The sequence below is a fragment of the Marinicella litoralis genome, from assembly GCF_002591915.1.
GTDB lineage: Bacteria > Pseudomonadota > Gammaproteobacteria > Xanthomonadales > Marinicellaceae > Marinicella > Marinicella litoralis.
In genome coordinates this window covers 257,365-283,548 of record NZ_NIHB01000003.1, presented here as the reverse complement: position 1 = coordinate 283,548, position 26,184 = coordinate 257,365, and the positions used below count along the sequence as shown (strand labels likewise).

Here is a 26,184-nt window from a genome sequence, read left to right as displayed (position 1 = left end):
AGCAGTTTAAAGACCCAGATCAATACTTGTTTTTACTGCCTAAATCTTCAATCAAACTGGATTCATCCCAGCCTGAATCTTTATTCATGCTGTGTTGTTTTACGTGCTGATCATTGGACAGCACTTTAGCCAAATTATCTAATTGTTGTTGAACTTTAAGCAGATGCCCTTTTTCATCTTCCGCAAAAAATGATTCTGCCAATTGTGCAACCAAAGCTTCGTCTTCTTGTTGGTACCTGAGTTTGGCGCGCTTGGCTTGATAGGCCCTCATACCCAGGTGTTTCAAGACATCCTCACCCATGGTTGCTGATGACTCAAAGGTTTCACGGTATATGTTTTTAACCCCCATGCGGTGAAGTTGATAGGCCACAGTTCGGTCTCTGGCTCTGACAAACAGTGTAAGGTTTGGATGGTGTTTGATTAAATAAGCAGTCAACTCCAAAACTTTATCTGGATCATTCATTGCTATCACCATTCCTGTGGCTGAATCGATACCGGCAGCATGCAATAAATCCATTCGGGTGGCATCGCCAAAAAACACTTTCCAACCATACTTCCTTAAGGTGTCGATCATATTAGGGTCATTATCTAATGCCGTGACATTAAATTGATTGTATTGCAGCAATCGACCCACTATTTGGCCAAATCGACCAACACCAGCAACTATGATTTTATTCTCTTCATCTATGTCATCGGCTGCTCTGTCATCAGAATCAGTGGTCATCATTTTTTTGAGCAATACTTTTTCATACAATAAAAACAACAATGGAGTAATGGCCATAGACAGGGCGACGACAATGCGCAACGTGTCAGCGATGCTGGGATCAATCACGTTTTGCCCCACAGCCAAGGTGAACAAAACAAATGCAAACTCACCGCCCTGAGCCAAGGCCAAGAAGAACAAGGCATGTTCAATTTTTTTCAATCGAAGGACCTTGCCAACCAAATACAACACCGAAGCTTTTAACAAAATAAGGCCAACTGTCAGCAATCCAATCAGCATGAACTGCTCACCGAATAAACTGAAATTAAAGGCTGCACCAACGGTCATAAAGAAAACACCCAACAACAATCCTTTGAATGGCTCAATATCGGCTTCTAACTCATGTCGGTATTCACTTTCACTCAAAATTACCCCAGCAATAAAAACCCCCAAAGCGGGAGACAAACCAATCAGAGACATGAATGCCGCAATGGTGGTTACCAATCCCAGGGCAGCCGTGGTAAATATTTCTTTTTGTCTGGCCCTGGCAATATAATCAAATAAAGGGTTAATCAAGTACCTAGACAAGATATAAACCAAAACAATGGCGAGTATAACGACTATGGGCTTGAGCCATGTGGGCAAATATGCCGTGATGTCGATGCCGTGTGCGATTTCATTGTGACTGGCCACGCTCGACACAGCCAATAAGGGAATCACGGCTATGATAGGAATGACCGCAATGTCTTGAAACAACAAGGCGGCAAATGAAGCTTTTCCTCCAACAGTGTTCTGCCACCCTTTTTCTTTTAAGGTAGACATGATGATGGCCGTAGAGGACAATGACAAAGTTAATCCAATGGCTAAGCCAACCTGCCAAGTTAAATGAAAGACCAGCATGGATACAGCCATAATCAACAATGCAGTGATACTGACTTGTAAACCACCTGCACTCAAAATGGTCGATTTCATTCGCCACAAATGACTTGGGCGTATTTCCAGACCAATGACAAACAACATCAAAACCACACCAAATTCTGAAGCGTGGTTTAACTGCTCCAACAAATGGGTCGTCTCCATACCCAACATCGGTGCTACGTAGGTCAGGACAATTCCAACAATGGCTCCTGCAATCAAATAACCCAACACTGAACCCAAATTCAATCGATGGGCCAAAGGCACCAAAATAACGGCCATACCTAAAAACAAACTGGCAATAACAAACGCAGCTGTCATTGGCTAACCTCAGTCAAATCAAAGCGCTCATTCATGGTGGCATATTGTTCACAGGCTTGTGGGTCGATGCGATCATGAATCAAATCCTCAATCAATTGATTGAAATTACTGACCTGCTGCGTTAAATAATCTGTTGTCAGGTTTTGATCAAAATTGCCCGCTTTGATTTTGAGGCCACCATAGGTTATGAAGGGTGGCAAAAATTTCATATTGCATAAATTCGCTGTAAACTCAAATGGTTGCAATAAATTTCTGATGTTCTTTTCACCTTCATAGTTACCTACATCTCCACCCGATGTGATGGATGAAATAAAATACTTGTCCTTTAAGGCAGTGGCACCTGTGCCATAAGCATAACCATGTTCTAACACCAAATCCATCCACTCTTTAAGCAAAGCTGGGCATGAATACCAGTACATAGGATGTTGAAAAACGATCACATCATGAGACTCAAGCAAGGCCTGTTCTCGAGCGACATTAATCATGAAATTAGGATAAGTCTCATACAAGTCATGCAAGGTTACATGTTCTGAATTTGGTAACCCAGCAAGTAATGACTTGTTTAATAAAGAAGTTTGGTAAACAGGATGTGCAAACAGAACCAGTACTTTATTCATTACTGGTTCCTTGAGATTATTGGGTCCATTAAAAAGTCATCAATCTGTTTCTTTATTGATGTCTTTATACCTTGCTTTTGCTGACAACAATGCATCGCGTAACTGGGCTTCGGTTTTCTGTAGTTCAACCACTGCACCTTCTCGCTTCGCTTTGCCTTCTTCGGCAATTCGCAAACTGTCATCGATGGTTTCAATCAGTTTTTGATTGGCCAATTTAACCACTTCTATGTCAAACACCCCACGCTCCATTTGTTCACGTACTTTGCGGTTTGCAATCTTCAGGTTTTCCGCATTGGCAGCCAACATGTCATTGGTTAAATCAGTGGCATCTTTGATGGTATCAGCTGCTTGCTCAGAACGCCAAATGGTAACTGTTTGTGCCAGTTGTTGACGCCACAGCGGCACTGTATTGGCAATGGTCGAATTGATTTTGTTGATCAATCCTTTGTCATTTTCTTGAACCAAACGGATGCTTGGTAAGCTTTGTAAAGTCACTTGTCTGGTTAAGCGTAAATCATGAACACGGCGTTCTAAATCAGCTGTTGACGAGCGGATGTCACGAAGCTTTTGTGCCAGTAGCATGTCATCACTGCCCTCGGCTTCTTTCTCCATCGCTGGAATGACATCACTGTGTAGCTGTTTTATTTTTTCTTCGCCAGCTTTGATGTAATCTTCTAGCGTATGAAAATATTCAAGATTGGCAACATACAAACGATCAAGACTAGTGATGTCTTTCAATAAAGTGGTCTTGTGTGATTCGAGTTTGTTGGTGATTTTATCAATTTGTTTGCGCACCTCTTCATACCGCTGAAGAAATTTAACCAAAGGCTTGGCACGACCAAATAACCGAGCGAAAAAGCCTGGTTTTTTATTGGGATCTAATTCATCAATATCAAAACCACGAATGGTGGCTACCATTTCATTCAGTGCTTCACCGGATTTACCCAAATCCTTGTTTTTAACCCCATCGAGCATTTTGTCCGAAATTTCCGTGACTTTTTCTTGAGCTTTGCTACCGAAGAAGATCACAGAATTGGCGTCAGAAATATCAATTTCATTCATCAAAGCATCAATTCGAATCCTTTCTTCGTCATCAACATCTTTGTATTCAACCATTTCGTTCATTACGCCAGGGACAATTTCACCTTCAATGGTTCCCATTTTTACATCAGTTGCTGTTTTGGTATCTTGTTCGTTCATTATATTTTACCTATTAATTAATGCCTTGTTTTTCCATTAAAGTATTTAACACCTCAATATCCACATCTAAATCAAACACTTGATTTTGTAATAACTTTTGATTTTGTTCGTTAAAAACTTGATCAATGTTTTGTAAAACTTGTTTAAAATTTTGTTCCAGCTTTTCATCTTCAACCAACGTGTGGGTGTCTGCATAACGCTTAATAACACTTTCCGTGGCTGCCAAATATGAATGTAGGAATCGCCTCGCTTGTGGTATCTTTTCTGGATGATTGACCAGGGTGTTGACCACTTCCCTACTGGTTTTCACAATGTTATTGAGGTAATTTGATAACTCATGGTTCTTGATGTGTTTATTGGATTGTTCGATGTTGACGATGGATTGTTCACTCAAAGCCAATATTTCTTTTGAATCTTGATCTTGTACAGCTCCAAATGATGAAGAAGCCACTTCATCCAATCCATACCACAACACAGAACCCACTGCTGCACCTAATCCATAAGCCAAAGATTCAAAGAGACCAAAACCACCAACAAACCAAGAACCAATGAACGAGCATGCGCCCAATGTCAATGAGGCCAACATCATCAACGGAAACGGTTTATTGATAACAAACTTTCTTTGGCGGTAATGAAATTTATTTCTCAAGCCTTTACTCATCCATGTTGCTGACAACAAGGTGCCAAAAAACACACCGCCACTGATCAAAAACTTGAATAAATTGGCCTGTGCCAATTGTGAAAAGGCCGCTATCATGAATAAAATAGAACCGATGTACAACAACCAAGCTGTAGACTGAAATTTCACAATTGAAATTTGGGCCTTTTCACGGTATTTAACTGGCATTAAAACATCCTCACAGCAACATAAGCCAATGAAATGGTCATCAGACCAAAGCCAGCAAGTTTTCTAATAAATTCAAGCATATATACTGATCTCTTTATTTAATAATCTTAAAATGTAGCAACTCGTCACGGTTTGAAAAGTCCAATTCCCCAAAAGCAATTTGTCCTGCTCCGTGGAGCACCATTGATTCACGGTGAATCCGAATGGGCTCACTGCCATCTTGTTGAATCCAAGTGCCATTGGTGCTCTCATCGGTGTATTTGAAATTTCCACCGCCAAATTGAATGTCACCATGAAAGCGTGATGCCATCAACATCGCCACTTGAATGTCACAATCGTCTCCACGTCCAATGGTTTTAGTTGGTGATTGGTCTGTCATGATTTGTTTGCGACCATTCAATTCAATTTGTAATTGAGATTTACTGGTCGGGATTTTAATGTCAATTGCAGAAGTCACACGGGTAACTTGACTGGTGTCCTGTTGCCATAAGATTTCGACAATTTCAACCGGCAATAACTTCCCCTTTATTTTGGTTTTACCGAGTGACCTGTGGTTTAAAAATGGCGGTAATATACACGCTTTAAAAGTAATTGAATTGGTAATGACTTGTCCTTTTTTGGCATAGCCAGTCATCCTGGCAGCCACGTTCACCGCATCACCAAATACATCACCATCCTCTTCAATGACATCGCCAAAATGAAAACCAACTCGAATGGCAATAGGGTGGTTTCCTAATACAAAATTACCACTGACACTGTTTTGCATTTCAATGGCTGCCAGTAAAGCGTGATTGGCTTTAGGAAATACACACATGATTTCATCGCCGATCGTTTTAACCAACTCACCTTGGTGTTTTTCTGCTTCTTTTAATAAGGCATCCAGAACAGCTGCGATTGCACTGCGCGCGGCTTCATCCCCATGTTTTTCAAACAATGAGGTGCTATCAGCAATGTCAGCAAATAATATGCAAAGTTCAGTCAATTCCAACCTCAGATTCAATAAGTGTTTGTAAAATTACTTCTTCATCTGGCAAAACCAATTTAGCTGCATCAGCCAATGGAGTGAATGTATCAGCTCCTGTAATTAATTTTAAATAACGACTGTTCATACCATGTTCTGCCAAAATACTGATGACCCCCTCTCCCACACATGCAGATCGACGGCCTTCATCTACAATGATTATTCTATCAAATTTTTCGGCATGTTTCTGTATTGCTTTTTCGTTCAAGGGCTGTAACCAACGCAAATCCATCAGCTTCACCCTGCTTTTATGGGTTTTCTCAAATGCTTTGATGGCTCTTAAACTCATTAAGACCCCATTGCCATAGGTTATGATTAAAATGTCTTCAGCTTTGCCCTGGTAAATCCTGGGAGTCCCTAAGGGTGCATACATACCAGGTTTGGGATATGGCTTATTCCACAAGCCATCTCCCTCATCATACAAGTCTTTCTGCATATATAGCGCAATCGGTTCAATAAACAATGAAACCCTTTTGTTCACTTTTGATAAGGCCACCAAGGTTCTCATCATGTTAACTGCATCATCGGGACGTGAAGGACAGGCCACTGTTACGCCGGGTATGTCTCTGATGGCTGCGATGGAATTGTCATTATGAAAGTGACCACCAAACCCTTTTTGATATCCCAGTCCTGCAATTCTAACCACCATCGGGTTACTGAATTGGCCATTTGAAAAAAACTGTAAACTTGCCGCTTCACCTCGAATTTGATCACATGCATTGTGAAAATAAGCCAAATATTGAATTTCTGGTATCGGTAACAAACCCAGTGTTGCATAACCTTGGGCCAAACCTAAAATGGTTTGCTCATCCAACAAGGTATTGAAAATCCGTTTGGCACCAAACTTTTTATACAGTTGCTTGGTTATGGTGTAAACACCGCCTTTCTGAGCCACATCTTCACCAAAAATAACCGTTTCTGGGTATTTAAGCATCAGATCCTGCAAACCCCGATTAATTTGAATGGCCATGTGTTTATGATTCATTTGTTCAGGCAATGCTTTTTCACCACCAAAGGATTCAATCCTCTTTGTCTTGTCGATGGCTCTGGCGGCTTCTTGATGCACTTTTTCGATGTCCAGTGGCGCCAAAGGTGCCATCACATCTTTCAGTGCAGTTATTTTATGGTCGGTATGGGCTTTATTTGCTTTGTCCATACATTCTTCGTGGATGCGGTGATACATATCAAGGACTTCACCTGATCTCAAAATACCATGATTGATTACTGCCGCAGCTGATTGCAACAACGGATCTTGTGCTTCACAAGATTCCAAATCCTGCATCTTTCGATAATCCACTTCAAAATCAGTCCCTGCATGACCCATCAAACGAGTGGTTTTCATATGTAAAAAGACTGGTTTCCTCTCTTGTCGACAGTAATCTACGGCCCTTTTCACTTGTTGATATCCGGTTTCCAAATCCAAACCATCAGCATAAAAATATTGCAAACCGGGCCTGAACTTAAAATTCTCACTGATCCAGTTTTCTGGCGTTTTAACCGATATACCGATTCCATTGTCTTCACAAACAAACAAAATCGGGGTTTTCAAGCCTTGGAATGATGACCAACTGGCTGCATTAAAAGCTCCTTGAGCCGTTGAATGATTTGAACTTGCATCACCGAAGTTACACAACACAATTGAATCGTCAGGAATAGGTAAATCGGCTTGTGTTCGCTGCGCCAATTCAATTCCCAAAGCACAACCAAGCGCCTTAGGCAGGTGGCTGGCTATGGTGCTGGTTTGTGGAATCACCCACATTGGCTTAGAGCCCCATACTTTGTGTCTACCACCGGAAGCTGGGTCGTTTTTACTGGCTGCAAACGATAAACAGGTGTCCCAAATAGGATCAATACCAGCAACATGCCTAGATCGCTCCATCATCAGTCCACCACTGCGGTAGTGTAAGAAAGCTGGGTCTGTGTGTCTGAGTATTTCACCCAACATCACATTGCCTTCATGACCTGATGAACCAATGGTATAGAAAACTTTATTTTCTAGCTTCAAGATTCTCGCCATTAAATCCAATTGCCTGGAACGCACTTGAGATTCAAATAGATTAAACAGTTTCTTTGCGGTCAGGCCATTGGTCGCCAAGTCTTGCTTGGGTTCAACGGCTTGGTATTTTTTAACAAAATCGATGAAATTTTGATTGACAACTTCTGCACGATTGATGACCTTACTTGCTGGATTGGCCATAATCAGAATGCGTTTTTACCCGTTAACTCACGACCCACAACCAATTGATGGATGGTTTCTGTACCTTCATAAGTAATGACACTTTCTAGATTTAACATATGTCTGATAGCCACATGTTCAGTCGTGATTCCGGCTCCGCCAAGCATGTCCCTGCACTCTCTGGCAATATCAATGGCCATTCTGACATTGTTCCATTTAGCCATTGAAATTTGAGTCGGTTGCAATTGATCGGCATCTTTTAACTGCCCAAGTCGCAAGGCCAGTAATTGTGCTGTTGTAATTCGGCGAGACATGTCGGCTAATTTTTGTTGAATGATTTGATTACAATTCAATGACCGATCAAACAACACACGTTCCTCAGTGTAATCCAAAACTTCTTGTAAACAGGCTTGAGCCGCGCCAATCGGGCCCCAAGATATTCCATACCTGGCATTAGACAAACAGCTTAACGGCCCTTTCAAACCTTTGACTTTAGGCAAACGGTTGGCATCGGGAACCCTGACATCATCAAAGAACAGTGCTGATGTGATGGATGCCCGCAGTGACATTTTTCGATGTATCAGTTCAGTATCAAATCCAGGCATGTCTTGCTCAATAATAAACCCTTGTATGCCCTCTTCAGTTTGCGCCCAGACGATTGCAATGTTGGCAATAGAACCATTGGTGATCCACATTTTTGACCCATTGATGATCCAATCATCACCGTCTTTTTTGGCATGGGTTTTCATTGATGCTGGGTCAGAACCTGCGTGGGCTTCAGTTAAACCAAAACAACCAATCACTTCCCCTTTGGCCATTTGTGGTAACCAACGTTCTTTTTGTTCATCACTGCCAAAAGCAAAGATTGGGAACATACACAAAGAACTTTGAACCGAAGCAAAGCTTCGTAAACCACTATCACCACGTTCCAATTCTTGACAAATCAGTCCATAGGAAGTGTAGTTTAAACCGGCACAACCATAGCCATCGATGGTGCTACCAAACAATCCCAGGTCTGCCATTTCAGGAATTAAATCCATTGGAAATTCATGATTGTCAAATGCCAGTCCAATGATGGGCAAAATACGATCATCGACCCAACGTCCAATGGATTCCTGAACCATCAGCTCTTCTTCTGAAAGTAATGATTTGATGTTAAAAATGTCTAACTTGTCGAGTTTTGCCGACATAGGTGTCCCCGCTTGATTTATGAGCGCTGTGACACCTGAGCAGTGAATGAGGGTCTTGCGCTGGATACAAAAAGTCTTACCCAGTCAATTTCATTCAAATATATGAGAAAGACTTCAGCAAGACGCTTAATAAACCAATATTTTACTCGAGAGAAAGGATAAGAGATAGGGCTTACCAACAATTTAAAACGAGTGTTTAAATTGTTGGTAATCTTTAAAGTCCTGATAATAAATTATTAGGCTTTTGCCATTTAATTTATTCAATGCCTTTTTTAGAACCTTGTGTATACATCAGGTATTTTTCTAACTCACTGTCATATTTTTCTTCAGTGGTGGCAATTTCTTCTGTTTTGTCCTGAATAAATCCTTTCTGGTTTTCTATTTGCGCCTTGATTTGATCAATTTGTTTTAAAAACGTATCAGAGACCACTTCACCACTGCGTTCTTTGTCAGCGGCTCTTTTTAATAAGTCTTCCAAGTTTCTATTTTGTATGACCAGATTTTCTTCTGCCATTTGGATGTTGCGTTTCAATGCTATCACTCGTTCTGATTTCAAACGAGTAATTTGATCGGCACTGGAGTAGGATTTAATTAAAGCATTGCGCTCCTTTTCAATCCTTTCGGCTTCAAGTCTTATATTCTCTAATATTTCGCGCTCTTTTTTCAGTTCAGCTTCTTTGATTTTTCGTTCTTCAGGAGTAAGTGCACGTTCTACTTTGTCTTTCACTATGCCATCTTTATTCAATTCTTGATGGGCATTTTTTATTTGGTCAGGGGGCATTTTATCGCTGTAATGAACCTTGCCATCTTCATCAACCCATTTATAAAGTTTAGCTTCTGCTGTAAAGGCACATGCCAGCAGCAAAAGTACCGAAATTATTACTGTATTTTTCATCTTGTTAACCTATTGAAAATATAACCATAAGTGCTGAAAACACCAACCAAACCACCAACATTCTTTTTAACACTTTATAAGTTGTTAACTCAATGATTTGAGACTTGTTTTCATCATTTTCTTCTATTTCACATTGCTCAACAGCAAAGTCCATAGATTTATACATATATTGACTGTTTAAACCAGTGATGGTTTCAGTTGTTAAATATTGTTTACAATGTTTCCATATCTGATCAAAGTCGCTGGCCAATGCCAATGACAATGTCATCACAATGGTGACTGGAAATTCAATCACTTTCATCACAGATTGTAATTTGACTTTAATGACTTCACTTTTTTCCGATTGACTGATATGACACAGCAGTCGATAAGCCAAAGCACCATAAACATTAAACACCACATACCAGAAAAAAATTGCAAACCAACGATGCAGTGCCGCATCGGTTAATTTATAAACAACTTCAGCGGGGGCCTCTTCCTCATTGATCCCTAGATGTTGCTTAGTTTGCCCTTTTTGAATCATTTCAAAAATTGTCGCAGGGCCCAAACAATAATACAGCACCGCAACATGTACCAACAAATAGCCAATCGAATTATCAGCGAAGTTAAATAGGTGAGTCATCAAAATACTGAGTATCAACAGCGGTAAGATCACCACTGTAACAATCAGTGCATATTGATTTTCAATCCATTTTTTCAAACTTTGCTGCAAATCATGCAGCCAATCAAATGACCGCAAAAACATGGGTTTATTCACATATTGAAACAAACCAAAAGCCAAAATAATTGCCAACAACTTCATCTTAAATTACCTTCATTTTCGGGTGAATATAGCCATCGATTCAACATGTGATGTATGAGGAAACATGTCCATGACGCCAGCTTTTTCTAAGGTGAAGCCCAATTCATTAACCAGCCGGTCTGTATCGCGAGCCAAACTGGCTGGGTGGCAAGATACGTAAATCAGGGTTTTAGCAGCCGTTTCAGCAATCAAAGGCAATATTTCCCAAGCACCACTTCTTGGTGGATCAATCAAAACCTTGCTGTATGGAACATTAAACCAAACACTTTTGCTGTGATCGTGTGTAAGGTCGGCTTCATAAAACTGTACTTGATCAAGTTGATTTATTTCGGCATTGTGCTTTGCGCGAGCCACCAACTGAGCATCACCCTCGACCCCAACCACTTGAGCTGCTTTTTGAGCCATTGGTAAAGTAAAGTTGCCTAAACCACAAAACAAATCGAGGATCACATCATCCGATTGGATGTCCATGGCATGTAAAGCTTGAGTAATCATTTTTTCATTCATTTTTCTATTAACTTGAATGAAATCATTGGGTAAAAATTCATATTTCAAATTAAATGACTTCAATTCAAAACCCAGCGGATCATCATATGATTCAAGGGCTTTGATTGTTTTAGGCCCTTTTGACTGTAAATACACTTGCAGGTTGTAATGATGTGAAAAATCAACCACTTTTTGGTGGTCATCACTGGATAAAGGCTTCATGTGTCTGATTATGATGGACGTGTTTGACTCACCCATTGAACATTCTACTTGAGGAATAAAGGCTTTGATTGACATTGACTCGAACAAGGTCGCTAAAGGCTGAAGTAAATCAGCCAACGGTTTTTCAAGCACTTGACAATTGTTCATATCAGCCACAAAACGGCCATTTTTTTCTCTGAACCCAACCAAAACTTTTTCTTTCGCAGCCACCCATTTAACGCTGAGTCTGGCTCGACGTCGGTAATTCCAATGAGAATCAGTCAATGGCTCCATCCATTCATTGGGTTCCACATGAGACATTTTATGAAAATTACTCTTTAATGTATTGAACTTAAAGCTAATTTGCTTTTCTTCTTTTAAGTGCATCATAGAACAGCCATTGCACAATGTATAGAATTCGCATTTAGGATCAACACGATCAGGAGATGGATTTTGAATTTCAGTGGCCAAGGCCTCATCAAAGCTTCTGGTTTTTCGATTCAATTTAGCCATCACAGTTTCACCCGGTAATGCATTTTGAACAAACACCACTTTATCATTCCATTTAGCCACACCCCTGCCATCATGACTTAAATCTTCAATCACCAATTCAATGGGTTCTTGTGGCAGTTTACTCCTCGATCTTCTGTTCATATCCTATTAATTCCTTATTTTTTTATCCATTGACCATCGGCATTTTGGTAGAACCAACCTGCTTCAGCTTGTTCATTCCATTGTTTTACGAAGGCCTGTCTGATTTGATCTTCCCATTCAGGGTGATTGTTGGCAATGGCCACTTCACGATAAAGAGCTGCCCTGTCTCGGTTTTCATCCGCCACGATTTTTTTAACCAATTGGCGGTCTTTAAGCCCCAGTGCGCCAGCATCAACAATTTCAACAAATCCATCATTGGTAAAACCAACGACATTGCTGGCTAAATAGCCACGTAATGATTCGGATATGCGAGTCTTCATTTTATTTTTTAATGCAGTGATTGCAGGTGACGACAATGTGATGTCAGCTTGAGCATGGGCACTGGAAATAAACCAATTTATTGGGTTCATATGATGGGCCACATTTCTCATGGTCGCAGGATTCATCCATTGAGATTGGTCATCATTGGGTGACTCAGTCTCCCCTTTTAAAACATCTTCAACAAATTCTTTGGCTGCAGATTCAACTTCTGCCGCTGGGAAATACACATTGATGGTGACACATGCGGCCACCCAAACAAAGGAAAACATCAACATTGATTTAGACCACTTATTCATAATTGATTACCTATTTGAAAATTAAGCTCATTATACAATGCGCAGATAAATGTAGTCTGAATCAATTGTTATAATTTGCATTCAATAATCGATCCATAAATTCTTCCCAATTGATGGTTCTGATATAACCCACAATATTGATTTTGGGTATGCCACCCCCTTCAACAATAACAAATTGATTGTTCTGATTTTTCAACCCGCCAATCAAACACACTGAATTGTGTAACTTGCAACTGAGTTTTATTTTCTGGTAACTGAAATCATCGAAAAAACGCAGGAATGTCTTCGAAATCGCGCCCTTTATACCACCCAAAGAAGAAATGTTTTCAATTGCACGTTGACTGATGGTTTGCTTAACCCCTTTGGTCTTTACGGTATAAACCTGAGCATCTAGGCGATCAGTTTTCCAATTGGTTATTCTCAGTTGATTGATGACTCCTGAAAGCCTCCCAGTGATTTCCCCAAAACCAAAAGCTTCCGTTAAAAGTGACAAATTGAAAAGTTCAAATGACACATCCGCAGCAATCACAGGAGCAACCCCAAACAAGCGTTCTAAGGACAAATTTTCAATCAACATTTCACCTTCCAGTACCGACAATTTCAATGCCCCAAGAAACTCTATCACACTGCCTGTTTTTACCATGCCTGGTATATCACCACTGATTGTACCTGCCATCACCGGCCAGCCTAATTTTTCGGTAATTTGTTTCAATGAAATGGGCAAAACCTTGGCATTTAAACTCATGCCTACAGATGAAGAAAACATGGAATCTACTGTCAGCTCATTGAGTTGAATTGATCCGTCAAAGATAGGAAAATCGTGGGAGTCTAATAGTTTAAAATGATCTTCTGAAAAATTAAAAGCCATGGCAGCTTGGCTGATTGGCATCCCCGCCAGAACCAAAGTATCCCAGTTTATTAATGAATTTTCTGCCAAACCATTCCTGTGCCAATTGACCACACCATCTAAGGCATCAATTTGAATTTTCCTGTTGTTGTTTAACACGTAGTAGTCATTGAATTGAATCTTCCAAAAGTCAAATGGCATGACTGCTGATTTGATCATGAGTTTAAAACCACCTGACATTTCAGTTTTGCCAAAACCATAAATGCCCAAGACACTGCTCAGTATATTTTGATTGAAATGATGGCTATCAAAAACATCAATGGAAACCATGGGTAAGACCCAGTTGAACGAATCATCGATGTTCAGCCTGGCATTGAGTTGCAGTGACTGTTTATTAGCGATGGATAAATTGGCTTGGTAATTAACCCCATCATTGGTCGTTAGTTCAAGCTTGATGCTGACTGGATAATTGGCAAAATTAACATACAATTCATCAAGCAACATCTCACCCGCAGTCATATTAATATCAAGGTTGAGGGTTTGATTGGCCAGGTTAAAATTCACCTGCAATTCACCAGATAAATCCGCAACAATTAAGTCGTCTGAATACTCGTAATTAAATTGACTGAATGTTATAGGCAGGTTTGTCTTGGCAGACAAATTTTGAAAATCGGTAACCAGATTACCATCAAAAATACCATTGATTGATTTCAATGAATTTTGATGGTCTTTGAACAAATTCTGTATTTCAAAACCCTTCAACTGAACCGCACCCGTTGGCTGTTCGCTGGCTAAGTTTAAAATCAATTGTTGATTGGTTGAGGAAAGTTTAACGACCCATTGCTTGTCAATGACGTTCAGTTTTGTATCAAGAATGGCTTCATAGACTTGCTGATTAACTGTAAACTCAATAAAAGCATTGTCACATGTATGCATTGGATAGAGCTTAACTGCACCAGGACAAGAGTAATTGAGATGACTAACCGCATTGTCACCTATGGATATCCGGTCAATTTTCATTCCAACACCAGAATCATCTCCATTGATGGTTAGTCCTGAAAAGTTCCAACGCTCATCAGCATGTACTGAAAGCGAACAAATCAACAACATCAATGAAAATCCTACAGCCGGTTTCAAATAAAGAACTTGCAATATTAGATGGCTGACATTATTCTTTAAAATCAAGGACACGATGATTATTGTATGGATAAACTTCACATTTTAGTGGTAGATGACAACCACATCAATCGACTTTTCTTTCAATCCTCATTGAAAAAACTCAACTGTGTGGTAACGACTGCAAAAGATGGTTTTGAAGCCATCGCTCAATGTAAATTAACTGCATTTGATCTGATCCTTATGGACATCAGAATGAATGGCATGAATGGTATCGAATCCGCAGCACTGATAAAAAAATCAGTCAACAACAGCATAACACCCATTGTAGCAATTTCCGCAGAAACATTTGATACTGATGAACATTCAGATTTTTCTGACAGCTTACTCAAACCTGTCAAACTGGAACTGTTGGCTCAAACCATCAATCAATTCACCCAAAGAGTTCATTGTTTCAACCATGAAAAAGCATTAAAAATTTCACACGACAATGCAGAAATTGTAAAACACTTAAGGAAATTATTTGTTACACAGCTTAATCAAGTTAAAACCGAGTTGATCAGCTTATATACAACCCAAAACCATGATGAATTAGAAGATGCCCTGCATAAATTATTGGGCTCTGCAAAGATTTGTGCTGCTGAGTTGTTAATAGAAAGGATCGAAAGTTATCAACTTGCGGTTGAAAAGTCACAAAATGATGCGGAACAAAGATTCAATGAATTGTTAACTGCCATTAATCAAACAATTCAGTCCTGACGGCAAACTCAAGTAAGTCTAAAATACTTAAGAACCTACTTTGCCTTTGACTTGTTCTTTTAAATCTTTACCAGGTTTGAAATGAGGTGCATATTTGGCACCTAAAGGAACAGGCTCTCCTGTTTTGGGATTTCTTCCCATACGCGGATTCCTTTGACGCAAAGTAAAACTGCCAAATCCTCGTATTTCAATGCGATCACCATTGGCAATCGTCGAACTCATGTGATTGATGATTTCTCGAACAGATAAACTGATATCTGATTTAGAAAGTTCACTGCCTTCAAATTGAGAAGCCAATAAATTGATGAGTTCAGAGCGTGTAATAGAATCTTTCATTATCTTTAATTATAACTAAACAATCCAAAATAGAAAGTGAATTATTTCAGAAAATAAAAAAGGAACCGATTTAACTAAAAATCGATTCCTTTCAATGACTTAAATCAAACGATTAATCGTCCAATTGTTCTTTCAGTAAATCACCTAAGCTGGTGGTTCCTGAGCTGCCTTTTTTGTATTCATTCAATACATCATTCAACTCATCACTCTCTTTCGCTTTAATCGAAAGTACCAACATTTTCTTGCGGCGATCCATTGAAACAAATTTAGCTTCAATTTCATCACCAACTGAAAGTACAGCGCTGACGTCTTCTGTGCGTTCTTTGGCTACGTCAAAAGCTTTGATCAAGCCATTAACACCTTCTTCCAATTCAACAACAGCTTCTTTTTCGTCAACTTCAATCACTTTACCAGTCACCAAAGAACCTTTAGGGTTATTAGCTACAAATGAACCAAATGGATCTTGTGCCAATTGTTTAATACCTAAAGATACACGTTCTCTTTCTGCATCGATTACCAATACAGTGGCTTTAACCAAGTCGCCTTTTTTGAAGTTTCTGATTGCAGTTTCACCTGGCTCATTCCAAGAAATGTCAGACAAGTGAACCAAACCATCAATACCGCCTTCCAATCCAATAAAGATACCAAAATCTGTAATAGATTTAATCTTACCTTCAATCAAATCACCTTTCTGAGCACTGTCAGAGAAGATAACCCATGGATTAGGTTTACATTGTTTCATACCTAAAGAGATGCGACGTTTGTTTTCTTCGATTTCTAGGATACAAACCTCAACTTCATCACCTGGTTGAACCACTTTAGCAGGGTTGATGTTTTTGTTAGTCCAATCAATTTCAGAAACGTGAACCAAACCTTCGATACCGTCTTCGATTTCAACGAAACAACCATAATCTGTGATATTAGTTACGTTACCGAAGTGACGTGAACCAACAGGATGACGACGAGACAAATCTTTCCATGGATCTTCGCCCAACTGTTTCAGGCCCAGAGAAACCCTTTGTTGCTCTTTGTCGAACTTCAATACGCGAACCTCAAGCTCTTGTCCAATTTCAACCACTTCAGAAGGATGGTTTACTCGTTTCCAAGACATGTCAGTGATGTGCAATAAGCCATCAATGCCACCTAAGTCTAAGAAAGCGCCGTAATCAGTTAAGTTCTTAACGATGCCTTTAACGATCACGCCATCTTCCAATGAATCCAGTAATTTATCACGGTCTTCAGAGTAATCAGATTCAACCACTGCGCGTCGTGAAACCACGACATTGTTGCGTTTTTGATCTAATTTAATGACTTTGAATTCCAAGTCTTTACCTTCAAGGTAACCAGGATCACGAACAGGTCTTACATCAACCAAAGAACCAGGCAAGAAGGCTCTGATGTCTTTCAATTCAACAGTGAAACCACCGCGAACTTTAGATGTGATTTGACCAATAACGATTTGATCGGTGTCCATAGCGATTTGTAGTTGGTCCCAAACCAGCATGCGCTTGGCTTTTTCACGAGACAATACGGTTTCGCCGAAACCATTTTCATATTTTTCCAGTGCCACTTCAACAACATCGCCAATTTCAACTTCGTTGCCAAATTCTTCTAGTGGGATGACACCCTCAGATTTTAAGCCGGCATCAACAACAGCAAAGCCGTTTTCAATGTCAACAACTTTACCTTTAACAATGGTACCTGGGATTATGTTCTTACTGGACAGCTCGGATTCGAGCATTGCTTCAAAATTATCACTCATTTAATTATTTCCGGTAAACCAAAAGATCTGTTTACCTTAGTTTTCTGTATCAGTTTGCCCGATACTCGTTAATAAAACAGTTGTCATGGAAATCATTCCATTCAAACTTTCACATTCTGCTCAACCAAATTCATGATTTGAGCCAAAACTTGTTTGATACTCAAATCACTGGTATCAATGACATGGGCATCTGCTGCTGGCACCAAAGGCGCCACTTTACGAGTAGAATCTCGAAAATCACGAGCTTCTATGTCCTCTAAAAGCGCGCGGATTTTAACATCTACACCTTTTAGTTTCAATTGTTTATGCCTTCTTTTCGCCCTTTCTTCGGCATTTGCCGTCAAAAACACTTTTAAGGGTGCTGATTTAAACACCACAGTACCCATATCACGACCATCTGCAACCAATCCTGGATGCCGTTGAAATGCTTTTTGTCTTATAAACAAAGCCTGTCTTATCGCTGGGATGGGTGCTATTTTAGAAGCCATATCACCACAGGCTTCACTGCGCAATTGTTCATTGACCACTTCTCCATCCAATTTAATTTGGGTGGTCCCGTCATCGGCCACTGTAAAAGACAACTGTAATGATTTGGCGGTTTCAATTAACAAGGCTTCATCTTTGGTATCTATGGACGCTTTCATGACTTTAAGTGCCAGTGCGCGATAAATTGAGCCAGAATCCAACAAATGCCAGCCAAGCTGCTCCGCCACCAAAGCACATGTGGTGCCTTTACCAACCCCTGATGGACCATCAATGGTGATGACTGGGATGGGTTGGTTAACTTGAATCCCCAAAGATTTAACTAAATCAAAGAACTCAGGAAATGAAGTACCAATGTTGTGGCAGCCTTTAACGGCAATTTCTTGTCCTTGGCTTAAAGTGCCGGCCAGTAAAAAACTCATGGCACAACGATGATCACCATGACCATCCACCAAGCCACTTTGTAATTGACCACCATGGATGACAGCCCCATCAGGCTGTTCCGAACATTCAATGCCTAATAATTTCAGCCCATCAACCATGACTTTGATTCGATCACTTTCTTTGTGTCGCAGTTCTTCAGCACCCGTCAATGTGGTTCTGCCTGTTGCCAATGCAGCAGCAACAAACAGTACAGGAAACTCATCGATCGCACTTGGGATAAGTTCATGTGGTATGTCTATACCTATAAGTTCTGAGGATTGAACCCTGATATCAGCCACCTGCTCACCTGCCTGGTTTTTGATGTTATCCATTGTCAATCGGCCGCCCATGGCTTTTAATATTTTAATGACACCGTCGCGCGTAGGATTGATACTCACATTTTTAATCACAAAATCAGCTTGAGGGTGACAAAGACCCAAAACCATAAAAAATGCAGCAGATGAAATATCTGCCGGCACTTCAATTTTTTGTCCAGCTAAATCAGGTTTCCCCTGAACACTGATGGTTAAACCATCGATATGTACATCACAGCCGAAGCCTTTGAGCATGGTTTCTGTGTGGTCTCTGGATTTATTCGGTTCAGTAACTGATGTTGTTCCATCAACATATAAACCAGCAATCAGTATGGCTGACTTGACTTGAGCACTGGCTATGGGACTGATGTAATGTATCGGAGCCAATTTTTGCTTATAGGAAAATTTCAAAGGAGCCTTGAAGTCAATAGAATCAATCGATGCACCCATTTGTGTCAACGGTTTAATCACTCGGCCCATGGGGCGACCAGACAATGATTCATCGCCGGTTAATGTGGCGTTGAATTTTTGTGCTGCCAACAATCCTGACAACAAGCGCATGGCCGTACCAGCATTGCCACAATCTAAATCATGTTTTGGTGCTTTCAAGCCATTAAGACCAACCCCATTAATCACAATTTCAATGCCATCGTCAATAATGTCAACACCCAAATCTTGCATCACTTTTAGGGTTGCTAAACAATCTTCCGACCTTAAAAAACCTTTAATTTGGGTGATTCCCTTGGCAATAGATCCGAAAATAATTGATCGATGTGAAATGGATTTATCTCCAGGTACAGAAAACTGACCGGAAAGTTGATCAATTGCGCCTAAACTAAAAACATCCAATGAATTTATTTTAGCCACAGACTTGTTCCAGCACTGTCGTCATGCGTTGCATCTCTTCTTCTGAACCTATGGTGATGCGCAAACAATTGGGTAAGCCATAATTCGCAACGGGTCTGGTGATAACCCCCAGTTCTAACATTTGTTGGTAAATGGGCATGGCATCTTGGGCGAAATCCACCAGTAAGAAATTTCCTTTTGATGGCACAAATCTTAAGCCCAATCTATCGCAGGATGCCGCCAATAATTTCATTCCTTTGGCATTGACTGCCATCGATTTGGCTAAAAACTCATCGTCTTTGATGGCTGCAGTGGCCGCAGCCAATGCCAATGAATTGACATTAAACGGCTGTCTTATGCGATTCAATACATTGGCAATGTCTGGGTTACTCAAACAATAACCCACCCGAAATCCTGCCAAGCCATAGGCTTTAGAAAAGGTTCTGGTAATCACCAAATTTTCGAATTCATTCAGCCACAAACTGCCATCAACACGTTCCTCAACAGATGAATATTCCAAATAAGCTTCATCCAAGACCACAATGACATCTTGAGGCACGCTTTTGATAAAAGCCAACAATTCATCTTGGCCCAAAAATGATCCTGTTGGGTTGTTTGGGTTGGCGATAAAAATCAATCTGGTTTGCTCATTAATGGCAGCCTTCATTGCTGGTAAATCACAGCCCAAGGGCATTTCATCATCCCAAGAAGTGGCATCAATCATTTGGTGTTGAGCACCAACGGCTTGAATTGCAATGGGATAAACCGCAAAACTGTACTGGGAATATATGGCATTGTGTTCAGGTGATAAGAAAGCTTCAGCCAATAACACCAAAACATCATTTGAACCATTACCCAAAGTAATACAAGACATGTCAATGCCATGCTTTTCTGCCAAGGCTTTTTTCAACTCAAAACCATTGCCATCTGGGTACAATGCCAACTCAGACATTTCTGCTTTGATGGCTTGCATCGCCAAAGGACTTGGTCCCAATGGATTTTCATTGGAGGCTAATTTGATGATGTTTTGAATCCCCAGCTCTCTTTCTAATTCAGAAATGGGCTTTCCTGGAATGTATGGATTGAGTTTTTGAACGCCGGGTACGGCCATTTTTTTGAAATCAGTCATGCTAAGTGGGTGCCAAAGTCAGAAGCGGATATTTTGCCCATTTAGAGCGTATAAAGCAAGCAAGCTAACGGCATATAACGACTGATTCAGTGAATTGATTGGATTTACTTATATTCCTCAAATGAAAGATACCTTGACTATAGTCAAGGAAATTTTATGGTTGATGACTAAAATATGTTACATTCAATTTAATGGTCTGACTATAAAACCATGACACAATCAAATGTAAGCTTTGACGTCGAACTGATAAAAAAATACAACTTATCAGGCCCTCGCTATACTTCCTATCCAACGGCAGTGGTTTTTAACGAATATTTCAGAGAATCACAGCACCGTAAAAATTTATTGAGCTATTTCAATGAATCAAAAAATAAGCCCCTGTCATTGTATTTTCACATTCCATTTTGTGACACGCTATGTTTTTTCTGTGCCTGCAACAAAGTGGCCACTAAAAAACGTGAAAAGGCTGACATCTATTTAAACTATTTAGAAAAAGAAATTCAAATGCAAGCCGCTTTGATTCCTGCTGAACGTGTGGTTGAACAGATGCATTTTGGTGGTGGAACCCCAACCTTTTTGACTCACCCACAATTAAAAAGAATGATGGCCATGATTGATGCCCATTTCAACCTTTTAAAAACTGATGACCGAGACTACTCAATTGAAATTGATCCCAGAGAAGCCGCCCCTGATACCATTCAATTATTGGTAGATTTGGGTTTCAATCGATTTTCCATGGGCGTTCAAGATGTACAGGAAAAAGTACAAAAAGCAGTGAATCGAATCCAACCGATTGAATTAACTGCACAAGCCATAAGCATGTGTCGAAATAATGGCGCCAAGTCCATCAATGTAGATTTGATCTATGGTTTACCACACCAAACACAGGCATCATTTAAGGATACATTGGCTCAAGTAATCCAATTATCCCCTGATCGATTATCCGTGTTTAACTATGCCCACCTGCCACATTTGTTTATGCCACAAAAACGCATCTCTGAAGCCGACTTGCCTTCACCTGATGAAAAGCTAGGTATCTTACAAATGACCATTCAGGACTTAAGTGATGCCGGTTACGTTTATATTGGCATGGATCATTTTGCCAAACCAACTGACGAACTGGCTGTGGCTCAAAAAAATGGTGGCTTACAAAGAAATTTTCAAGGATATACCACCCACGCAGCCTGCGATTTATTGGCCATGGGTGTCAGTTCAATCAGTTTAATCAACGGTACTTTCAGTCAAAACAACAAAAACTTGGAAGCATACTACCAACAAATTGAATTAGGACAAATTCCTGTTATGAAAGGATACCAGCTGAATCAAGATGACAAAATCAGAAAACAAGTGATTCAAGACCTTTGTTGTCACTTTAGTTTAAACACTGACAAAATCTCACATCAATTTGATGTTGATTTTTCTGACTATTTTGCTGAAGAAATCAAGCGATTGTTACCCTTTGAATCTGATGGACTGATCTCAATAAACGATGGGGATATCACTGTGAGTAAAAAAGGCAGGTTATTGATAAGAAATATTTGCATGGTATTTGACCAGTACTTAAACCAACAATCCCAACAACAATTTTCTAAAGTCATTTAACTACAATACCAAATAATTTTATGGATAATGGTTAACTAACAGCAAGAAGCCAAATCAATAGACCTGGCCTCCTTGGTCATGTTAGTTAACCATGGTTTTGACCTTTAATCAGTTATTTCTTGATGATTAAAACACCAAAAGTAGCCAGCAAAAAGCTTAACAACATCATCATAAGCACCGACAAAGTAGGCACTGACTGTGGTGGGCCACCAGACCACGCATTTGGATTTGCGGTACTTGAAGAACCAGCAACACCAAAAGCAAAAGTGCCACAATCTACATTTCCTTGTGAAGCATCAAATCCAACAGATTCTGGCACTGGTGTACCAAAAAACAAATCTATTGTGTGTTGGTTTTCAGTTGGCGCCGTATCTGACTGTCTTATATAAAGCGTCCATGATGCAATGTTTCCCTGACTGTTGGTTGTTACATCAAATTGACACAGGATTGAATTACTTTGGTCTCTGGTTGCAACCCCATCAGTAAAACTAAACCCTTGAATAGAATTGGTTAAATCTAAAGTGCTGTTTTCAGGTAATGCATCTGCCAATTCAATTGAACCAACCACTCTTGAATTTGCAGTATAGGGAGGATCGAACTGATCAAAAGCAGTACCTTGATATGTGTATGTGACTTGTGCACTCACTGAGCCCACTGACAACAACAAAAAAACAACTGAAATGATTCGATTTAACATAAATTCCGTCCTCATAATTAATAAAACTGCATCATAACATTTCACAGCAATTTTGTTAAAAATTAATTTTAAACCATCAAATAATTTTGCTTTTGAAGTATCAGTTTATGATTGCGCCATAAAGTCATATCTGTTGGTTGACAATCGGTAATTCTGGTTCAATTCGACCTTCCGCTTGTTGTTGTTTGAATTTTTCAGTGGCTGCATCCAACTTGGCCTGCTCTTCCAGTAAAGCGATGTGCATTTTGCGGTACATTTTCAGAGAATAAAAACTAAATGGGCTGAAAAATAATTTAATGATGACAGGCATCAGTTCAATCGCAATGAAGAAAATTTTAAGCATGTAACTGAATAACAGTGCAGCCTCACCAAGTTCAGGGTCTGTATGTATTTTATTCAAAGCCAGATACCGCACCAACATGCCAGTTTTTTGTTCATAAAACAAACCATCATTAACCAACTTGGTTTTATAATCTTTCAATTTATTTTGTTTATCATCGATCTGGTCAGTTAGTAACACTTGCTGTTGTTGTAAATCAGCGTTCAGTTGATTTAACCGTTCATCATTGATGGTTAATGTGGTTATCTTTTCACTCAAAGTGTTACTTTTTAATTGATATTCATTCAAGGTGTTGGTGGTATTCATGATATTTGCTTCAATACCAATTAAACGTTGTTTGGTGTCTTCAATTTCAGCTTCTATCACTGGAATCAATTCAGCCAATTGTGTGTAAGTTTTCACTGCTCGCTCGTATTTAGGGCCCTCAGTTGCCGGCCTACCGTCTTGGCCGGTGCGCTCAAGAATGGATTCATTGAACCAGTACTGGTAATCTGACCTGGTTTGGGACAAACGCTCATTCAAAGCACCGATGGTGTTGATGGTGTTCTTCTGATCTCTTTGCAACTCTTCCAATGTAACTTGGTAGTTATCAATGCTGTTAGCCACTGTGTCTTCATCGTACGATTCATCGGTGTTCTTAATTTGTTCCTGAGCAGTCCTTAAAGTCAATATCTCTTGTTGAATTTGAGCAATTTTATTTTCTGTGGCATTGACTGTGGTGTCCAACTCTTGCTCATACTCACTCATGCGAGAAAAATACACTTGATTATTTTCAACCACGTTTTTTTGAATTTGTTCATCAATGGCATTCGACTGCAAGCTGATTTCTGCCAAAGTTGCCAAGCCAATGGCGATAATCAATGAATAAACCAATCGTGGAATCAAACCCAATAGTTGTCTGAATGGCAAACCTCGCTTAAATGGGTTGCGCAAAGCCCAATCTGAACCAATGATGGCTTGATCCAAAAAAAACAAAGTCAAAGCAAACACAAATCCAACGGTATAGGCCGCCACTGGGTTTAAAAATATGGATACACCATAGGTGAACAACAGGAAGGTAAAAGCAAAGGTGACCAATTGCCTGAACACCATGGCATACGCCATCATCCGATCATAACGACCACTTTCTGCCAACACATCGGTATCAGTTAAAGATAAAAACGCACAAAGTTTAAACCAAAGTGATTCTTTGGCGATGGAGGATTGACTCATTTTAGACCTCTTTTTAAAATACTGAAGTCCAATACAGACCTCACAAAATATCCGATTGCCATGGATTTAGGAAAGCCACTAACCATCACTTCATAGAACTTGGTTTAGCAGATCTCTGTATTTGTGACTGTCTATTCTGAATTAAGTTCATTTATATTGCTACAAAATCAGCACTTAATTCATAGACAGGGAAAAGTCTTTAATTGACAACAAACATAAATTGAATCAGTTTGATGCTGGAAACAAATTGTTGATTTGTGACTCCAAATCCTCAATTTCATCCGTTTTCCCCATTGCTTTTAACACAGTCATAAGGTGTTGATAAGATTCGATGTCTCGCTGGTTATTTTTAATGGCCAACCTCAAGTATTTTTCAGCTTGTGCCAAATCTCCTTTCTTGTAATAGATCCAACCAACAGAATCTAGCACTGCTTTATCATTCGGTCTGATTGCATAGGCCCTCATGATAAGATCATAAGCACGGTCGAGGTTCATGTCTCGATCTGCCCAGGTATAACCCAAAGCATTAAGCGCATCGGCATTTTCAGGATTTTCTTCTATCAAACTTAATAAATCTTTTTCTAACTCTGGTATGTTATCTACACGTTCATAAATCATGGCTCGGGTGTATAACAGCCCTGCATCTAGGCCAAACATACTTAGCGCACGATTCACTACAGCCAAAGCCTCTTCATATTGACCTTGCTGCCTCAATAATTCGACTTCAAATTGGTAGGCCGGAATGGCTTGGGCTTCTGGCCCGTTCTGAACTTGGTTAAAGACAATAATGGCTCGATCTGTATCTCCCTGTTCCATCAACACTCGACCAATCAATAACTTCGCTTCACTCAATTCATCGCCCGAATTAACTTTCTGCAGCAACTCCAAACTGGTTGCATAATCCTCCAACCAATAGGCCAATTCACCAAATTGCAAATACTCTTCAGTGGTTAAACTTTTCCCAGCTATCAACATTTTCAATTGATTAAACTTCTCATCAACAGCTTCATTTTGCTCACTTTGCAACAACAAAACAATGAGCCTAAATAACAATGTGGGCTCAGTTTGGTGTTTTGCCAGCAAACTAATGGCATCATCATCTCGGTCCAAATGACTCAATAAAGTGGCATATTGTCCAATATAATCTACATTATCATTGTCCTGATTAATCAACCAAATATAATCCTTTTCCGCCAAATCTTCTTGCTCAGCCAACAAATACAACCTAGCCCTCCAATATACAAAATCATCTTTCTTGTCTTTTTTCACAGCCTGATTAATCAACTGCAAAGCCCTTTTTTGATTTTTGAATTGAGTTAAAACACGACTAAACCCATAAAGTTGTGCTGCGTCCTTTCGCACAGATTTAAGGCCCAAAGCTTGATCAATCAAAGGCATGGCCAAATCTTTTGGCATGGTAACCAGAGCCATTCTGATGTATTCCCAACGCTCGTTGTCAGAACCAGCGAGGTCCATCATTTGTTTTATCTGATTTCCTGCAACACCGTAGTTTTTTTCTTGAAGGTTGAAAAGTATTTTTTGTTGTAATGAAGTCCATGCCAAAGATGCTGATTCCACTTGTTCTTGGGTCTTGGTAGATTGCTTTTCACAGCCCATTAACATGAGCATCAGCATCAGTGGGAAGGCGTAATAATATTTTTTATTGGTCATGG

Annotated in this window: 21 protein-coding genes and 1 pseudogene; 2 read left to right on the top strand and 20 right to left on the bottom strand. The window is 39.8% G+C overall.

Annotated features, from left to right (window positions below; genetic code table 11):
* Nucleotides 1-19: 19 nt before the first annotated feature.
* From CCS90_RS11465 to CCS90_RS11410, 12 genes are all read right to left on the bottom strand, one after another.
* Nucleotides 20-1,939, bottom strand: coding sequence for a cation:proton antiporter domain-containing protein (locus CCS90_RS11465; RefSeq protein ID WP_099019687.1), 1,920 nt, complete (start codon nucleotides 1,937-1,939; stop codon nucleotides 20-22).
* Nucleotides 1,936-2,556 carry an NAD(P)H-dependent oxidoreductase gene (locus CCS90_RS11460; protein WP_099019686.1) on the bottom strand — a complete coding sequence of 207 codons (621 nt, stop codon included), beginning with the start codon at nucleotides 2,554-2,556 and terminating at the stop codon, nucleotides 1,936-1,938. The genes CCS90_RS11465 and CCS90_RS11460 overlap by 4 nt, the downstream gene beginning before the upstream one ends.
* Before the next feature lie 39 nt (nucleotides 2,557-2,595).
* Complete coding sequence (locus CCS90_RS11455; protein ID WP_099019685.1) at nucleotides 2,596-3,756, bottom strand: toxic anion resistance protein; 1,161 nt, start codon at nucleotides 3,754-3,756, stop codon at nucleotides 2,596-2,598.
* Between the two features lie 13 nt (nucleotides 3,757-3,769).
* Nucleotides 3,770-4,603, bottom strand: a complete 834-nt coding sequence (locus CCS90_RS11450; protein WP_099019684.1) for a 5-bromo-4-chloroindolyl phosphate hydrolysis family protein — start codon at nucleotides 4,601-4,603, stop codon at nucleotides 3,770-3,772.
* Nucleotides 4,604-4,697: 94 nt separating this feature from the next.
* Nucleotides 4,698-5,585 carry an adenylate/guanylate cyclase domain-containing protein gene (locus CCS90_RS11445; RefSeq protein WP_162846884.1) on the bottom strand — a complete coding sequence of 296 codons (888 nt, stop codon included), beginning with the start codon at nucleotides 5,583-5,585 and terminating at the stop codon, nucleotides 4,698-4,700.
* On the bottom strand, nucleotides 5,578-7,821 hold the full coding sequence (locus CCS90_RS11440) for a thiamine pyrophosphate-dependent enzyme (protein WP_099019682.1): 2,244 nt from the start codon (nucleotides 7,819-7,821) through the stop codon (nucleotides 5,578-5,580). Before CCS90_RS11440 ends, CCS90_RS11445 begins: the two co-directional genes overlap by 8 nt.
* Nucleotides 7,822-7,823: 2 nt before the next feature.
* The gene (locus CCS90_RS11435) at nucleotides 7,824-8,990 is read right to left on the bottom strand and encodes an acyl-CoA dehydrogenase family protein (RefSeq protein ID WP_099019681.1); all 1,167 of its coding nucleotides are present in this window, start codon (nucleotides 8,988-8,990) and stop codon (nucleotides 7,824-7,826) included.
* Nucleotides 8,991-9,246: 256 nt separating this feature from the next.
* A complete protein-coding gene (locus CCS90_RS11430; RefSeq protein WP_099019680.1) occupies nucleotides 9,247-9,885 on the bottom strand; it encodes a DUF4124 domain-containing protein in 639 nt (212 codons plus the stop codon).
* A 4-nt stretch (nucleotides 9,886-9,889) separates the two neighbouring features.
* Nucleotides 9,890-10,687, bottom strand: coding sequence for a hypothetical protein (locus tag CCS90_RS11425; protein ID WP_099019679.1), 798 nt, complete (start codon nucleotides 10,685-10,687; stop codon nucleotides 9,890-9,892).
* A 12-nt stretch (nucleotides 10,688-10,699) separates the two neighbouring features.
* Entirely contained in the window at nucleotides 10,700-12,028 is a 1,329-nt protein-coding gene (gene rlmD / locus CCS90_RS11420) for a 23S rRNA (uracil(1939)-C(5))-methyltransferase RlmD (RefSeq protein WP_099019678.1), read from the bottom strand.
* Between the two features lie 14 nt (nucleotides 12,029-12,042).
* On the bottom strand, nucleotides 12,043-12,645 hold the full coding sequence (locus CCS90_RS11415) for a YdbL family probable chaperone protein (protein WP_099019677.1): 603 nt from the start codon (nucleotides 12,643-12,645) through the stop codon (nucleotides 12,043-12,045).
* 61 nt (nucleotides 12,646-12,706) lie between these two features.
* Nucleotides 12,707-14,602 (bottom strand): hypothetical protein, encoded by a 1,896-nt coding sequence (locus tag CCS90_RS11410; RefSeq protein ID WP_099019676.1) that lies wholly within the window; start codon nucleotides 14,600-14,602, stop codon nucleotides 12,707-12,709.
* Nucleotides 14,603-14,695: 93 nt separating this feature from the next.
* On the opposite strand from CCS90_RS11410, the gene CCS90_RS11405 reads away from it, so the two are divergent.
* Nucleotides 14,696-15,367 carry a response regulator gene (locus CCS90_RS11405; protein ID WP_099019675.1) on the top strand — a complete coding sequence of 224 codons (672 nt, stop codon included), beginning with the start codon at nucleotides 14,696-14,698 and terminating at the stop codon, nucleotides 15,365-15,367.
* Between the two features lie 27 nt (nucleotides 15,368-15,394).
* Here the strand turns inward: CCS90_RS11405 and CCS90_RS11400 are convergent, their stop codons facing one another.
* The 5 genes and pseudogenes from CCS90_RS11400 to hisC all read right to left on the bottom strand — a co-directional run bounded on the left by CCS90_RS11400 (nucleotide 15,395) and on the right by hisC (nucleotide 20,660).
* Nucleotides 15,395-15,691, bottom strand: a complete 297-nt coding sequence (locus tag CCS90_RS11400) for an integration host factor subunit beta (RefSeq protein WP_099019745.1) — start codon at nucleotides 15,689-15,691, stop codon at nucleotides 15,395-15,397.
* Between the two features lie 124 nt (nucleotides 15,692-15,815).
* Nucleotides 15,816-17,465 (bottom strand): 30S ribosomal protein S1, encoded by a 1,650-nt coding sequence (gene rpsA / locus CCS90_RS11395; RefSeq protein WP_099019674.1) that lies wholly within the window; start codon nucleotides 17,463-17,465, stop codon nucleotides 15,816-15,818.
* A gap of 101 nt (nucleotides 17,466-17,566) precedes the next feature.
* Nucleotides 17,567-18,256 carry a (d)CMP kinase gene (gene cmk / locus CCS90_RS15245; protein ID WP_281275188.1) on the bottom strand — a complete coding sequence of 230 codons (690 nt, stop codon included), beginning with the start codon at nucleotides 18,254-18,256 and terminating at the stop codon, nucleotides 17,567-17,569.
* 9 nt (nucleotides 18,257-18,265) lie between these two features.
* Nucleotides 18,266-19,552 (bottom strand): annotated as a pseudogene (aroA, locus tag CCS90_RS15240) (3-phosphoshikimate 1-carboxyvinyltransferase); the annotation flags it as partial.
* A complete protein-coding gene (gene hisC, locus CCS90_RS11385; protein ID WP_099019673.1) occupies nucleotides 19,545-20,660 on the bottom strand; it encodes a histidinol-phosphate transaminase in 1,116 nt (371 codons plus the stop codon). The gene hisC and the pseudogene aroA, both read right to left, overlap by 8 nt.
* Nucleotides 20,661-20,870: 210 nt before the next feature.
* Between hisC and hemN the strand changes: the two genes are divergently transcribed.
* Nucleotides 20,871-22,262, top strand: a complete 1,392-nt coding sequence (gene hemN, locus CCS90_RS11380; protein ID WP_099019672.1) for an oxygen-independent coproporphyrinogen III oxidase — start codon at nucleotides 20,871-20,873, stop codon at nucleotides 22,260-22,262.
* A gap of 112 nt (nucleotides 22,263-22,374) precedes the next feature.
* Here the strand turns inward: hemN and CCS90_RS11375 are convergent, their stop codons facing one another.
* The 3 genes from CCS90_RS11375 to CCS90_RS11365 form a co-directional block, all read right to left on the bottom strand.
* Entirely contained in the window at nucleotides 22,375-22,959 is a 585-nt protein-coding gene (locus CCS90_RS11375) for a hypothetical protein (RefSeq protein ID WP_099019671.1), read from the bottom strand.
* 124 nt (nucleotides 22,960-23,083) lie between these two features.
* On the bottom strand, nucleotides 23,084-24,511 hold the full coding sequence (locus CCS90_RS11370) for a DUF4407 domain-containing protein (protein ID WP_099019670.1): 1,428 nt from the start codon (nucleotides 24,509-24,511) through the stop codon (nucleotides 23,084-23,086).
* Between the two features lie 225 nt (nucleotides 24,512-24,736).
* A complete protein-coding gene (locus CCS90_RS11365) occupies nucleotides 24,737-26,182 on the bottom strand; it encodes a tetratricopeptide repeat protein (RefSeq protein ID WP_099019669.1) in 1,446 nt (481 codons plus the stop codon).
* Nucleotides 26,183-26,184: the final 2 nt, after the last annotated feature.

What these genes read in the sequence shown, in the direction of transcription:
- CCS90_RS11410 (WP_099019676.1), bottom strand. Translation starts at nt 14,602, where the DNA reads ATGTTGTTGATTTGTTCGCTTTCAGTACATGCTGATGAGCGTTGGAAC.
- CCS90_RS11435 (WP_099019681.1), bottom strand. Translation starts at nt 8,990, where the DNA reads ATGTCGGCAAAACTCGACAAGTTAGACATTTTTAACATCAAATCATTA.
- CCS90_RS11465 (WP_099019687.1), bottom strand. Translation starts at nt 1,939, where the DNA reads ATGACAGCTGCGTTTGTTATTGCCAGTTTGTTTTTAGGTATGGCCGTT.
- CCS90_RS11440 (WP_099019682.1), bottom strand. Translation starts at nt 7,821, where the DNA reads ATGGCCAATCCAGCAAGTAAGGTCATCAATCGTGCAGAAGTTGTCAAT.
- CCS90_RS11370 (WP_099019670.1), bottom strand. Translation starts at nt 24,511, where the DNA reads ATGAGTCAATCCTCCATCGCCAAAGAATCACTTTGGTTTAAACTTTGT.
- rlmD (WP_099019678.1), bottom strand. Translation starts at nt 12,028, where the DNA reads ATGAACAGAAGATCGAGGAGTAAACTGCCACAAGAACCCATTGAATTG.
- CCS90_RS11365 (WP_099019669.1), bottom strand. Translation starts at nt 26,182, where the DNA reads ATGACCAATAAAAAATATTATTACGCCTTCCCACTGATGCTGATGCTC.
- CCS90_RS11375 (WP_099019671.1), bottom strand. Translation starts at nt 22,959, where the DNA reads ATGTTAAATCGAATCATTTCAGTTGTTTTTTTGTTGTTGTCAGTGGGC.
- CCS90_RS11405 (WP_099019675.1), top strand. Translation starts at nt 14,696, where the DNA reads ATGGATAAACTTCACATTTTAGTGGTAGATGACAACCACATCAATCGA.
- hemN (WP_099019672.1), top strand. Translation starts at nt 20,871, where the DNA reads ATGACACAATCAAATGTAAGCTTTGACGTCGAACTGATAAAAAAATAC.
- CCS90_RS11455 (WP_099019685.1), bottom strand. Translation starts at nt 3,756, where the DNA reads ATGAACGAACAAGATACCAAAACAGCAACTGATGTAAAAATGGGAACC.
- CCS90_RS11450 (WP_099019684.1), bottom strand. Translation starts at nt 4,603, where the DNA reads ATGCCAGTTAAATACCGTGAAAAGGCCCAAATTTCAATTGTGAAATTT.
- CCS90_RS11425 (WP_099019679.1), bottom strand. Translation starts at nt 10,687, where the DNA reads ATGAAGTTGTTGGCAATTATTTTGGCTTTTGGTTTGTTTCAATATGTG.
- CCS90_RS11430 (WP_099019680.1), bottom strand. Translation starts at nt 9,885, where the DNA reads ATGAAAAATACAGTAATAATTTCGGTACTTTTGCTGCTGGCATGTGCC.
- rpsA (WP_099019674.1), bottom strand. Translation starts at nt 17,465, where the DNA reads ATGAGTGATAATTTTGAAGCAATGCTCGAATCCGAGCTGTCCAGTAAG.
- hisC (WP_099019673.1), bottom strand. Translation starts at nt 20,660, where the DNA reads ATGACTGATTTCAAAAAAATGGCCGTACCCGGCGTTCAAAAACTCAAT.
- CCS90_RS11460 (WP_099019686.1), bottom strand. Translation starts at nt 2,556, where the DNA reads ATGAATAAAGTACTGGTTCTGTTTGCACATCCTGTTTACCAAACTTCT.
- CCS90_RS11415 (WP_099019677.1), bottom strand. Translation starts at nt 12,645, where the DNA reads ATGAATAAGTGGTCTAAATCAATGTTGATGTTTTCCTTTGTTTGGGTG.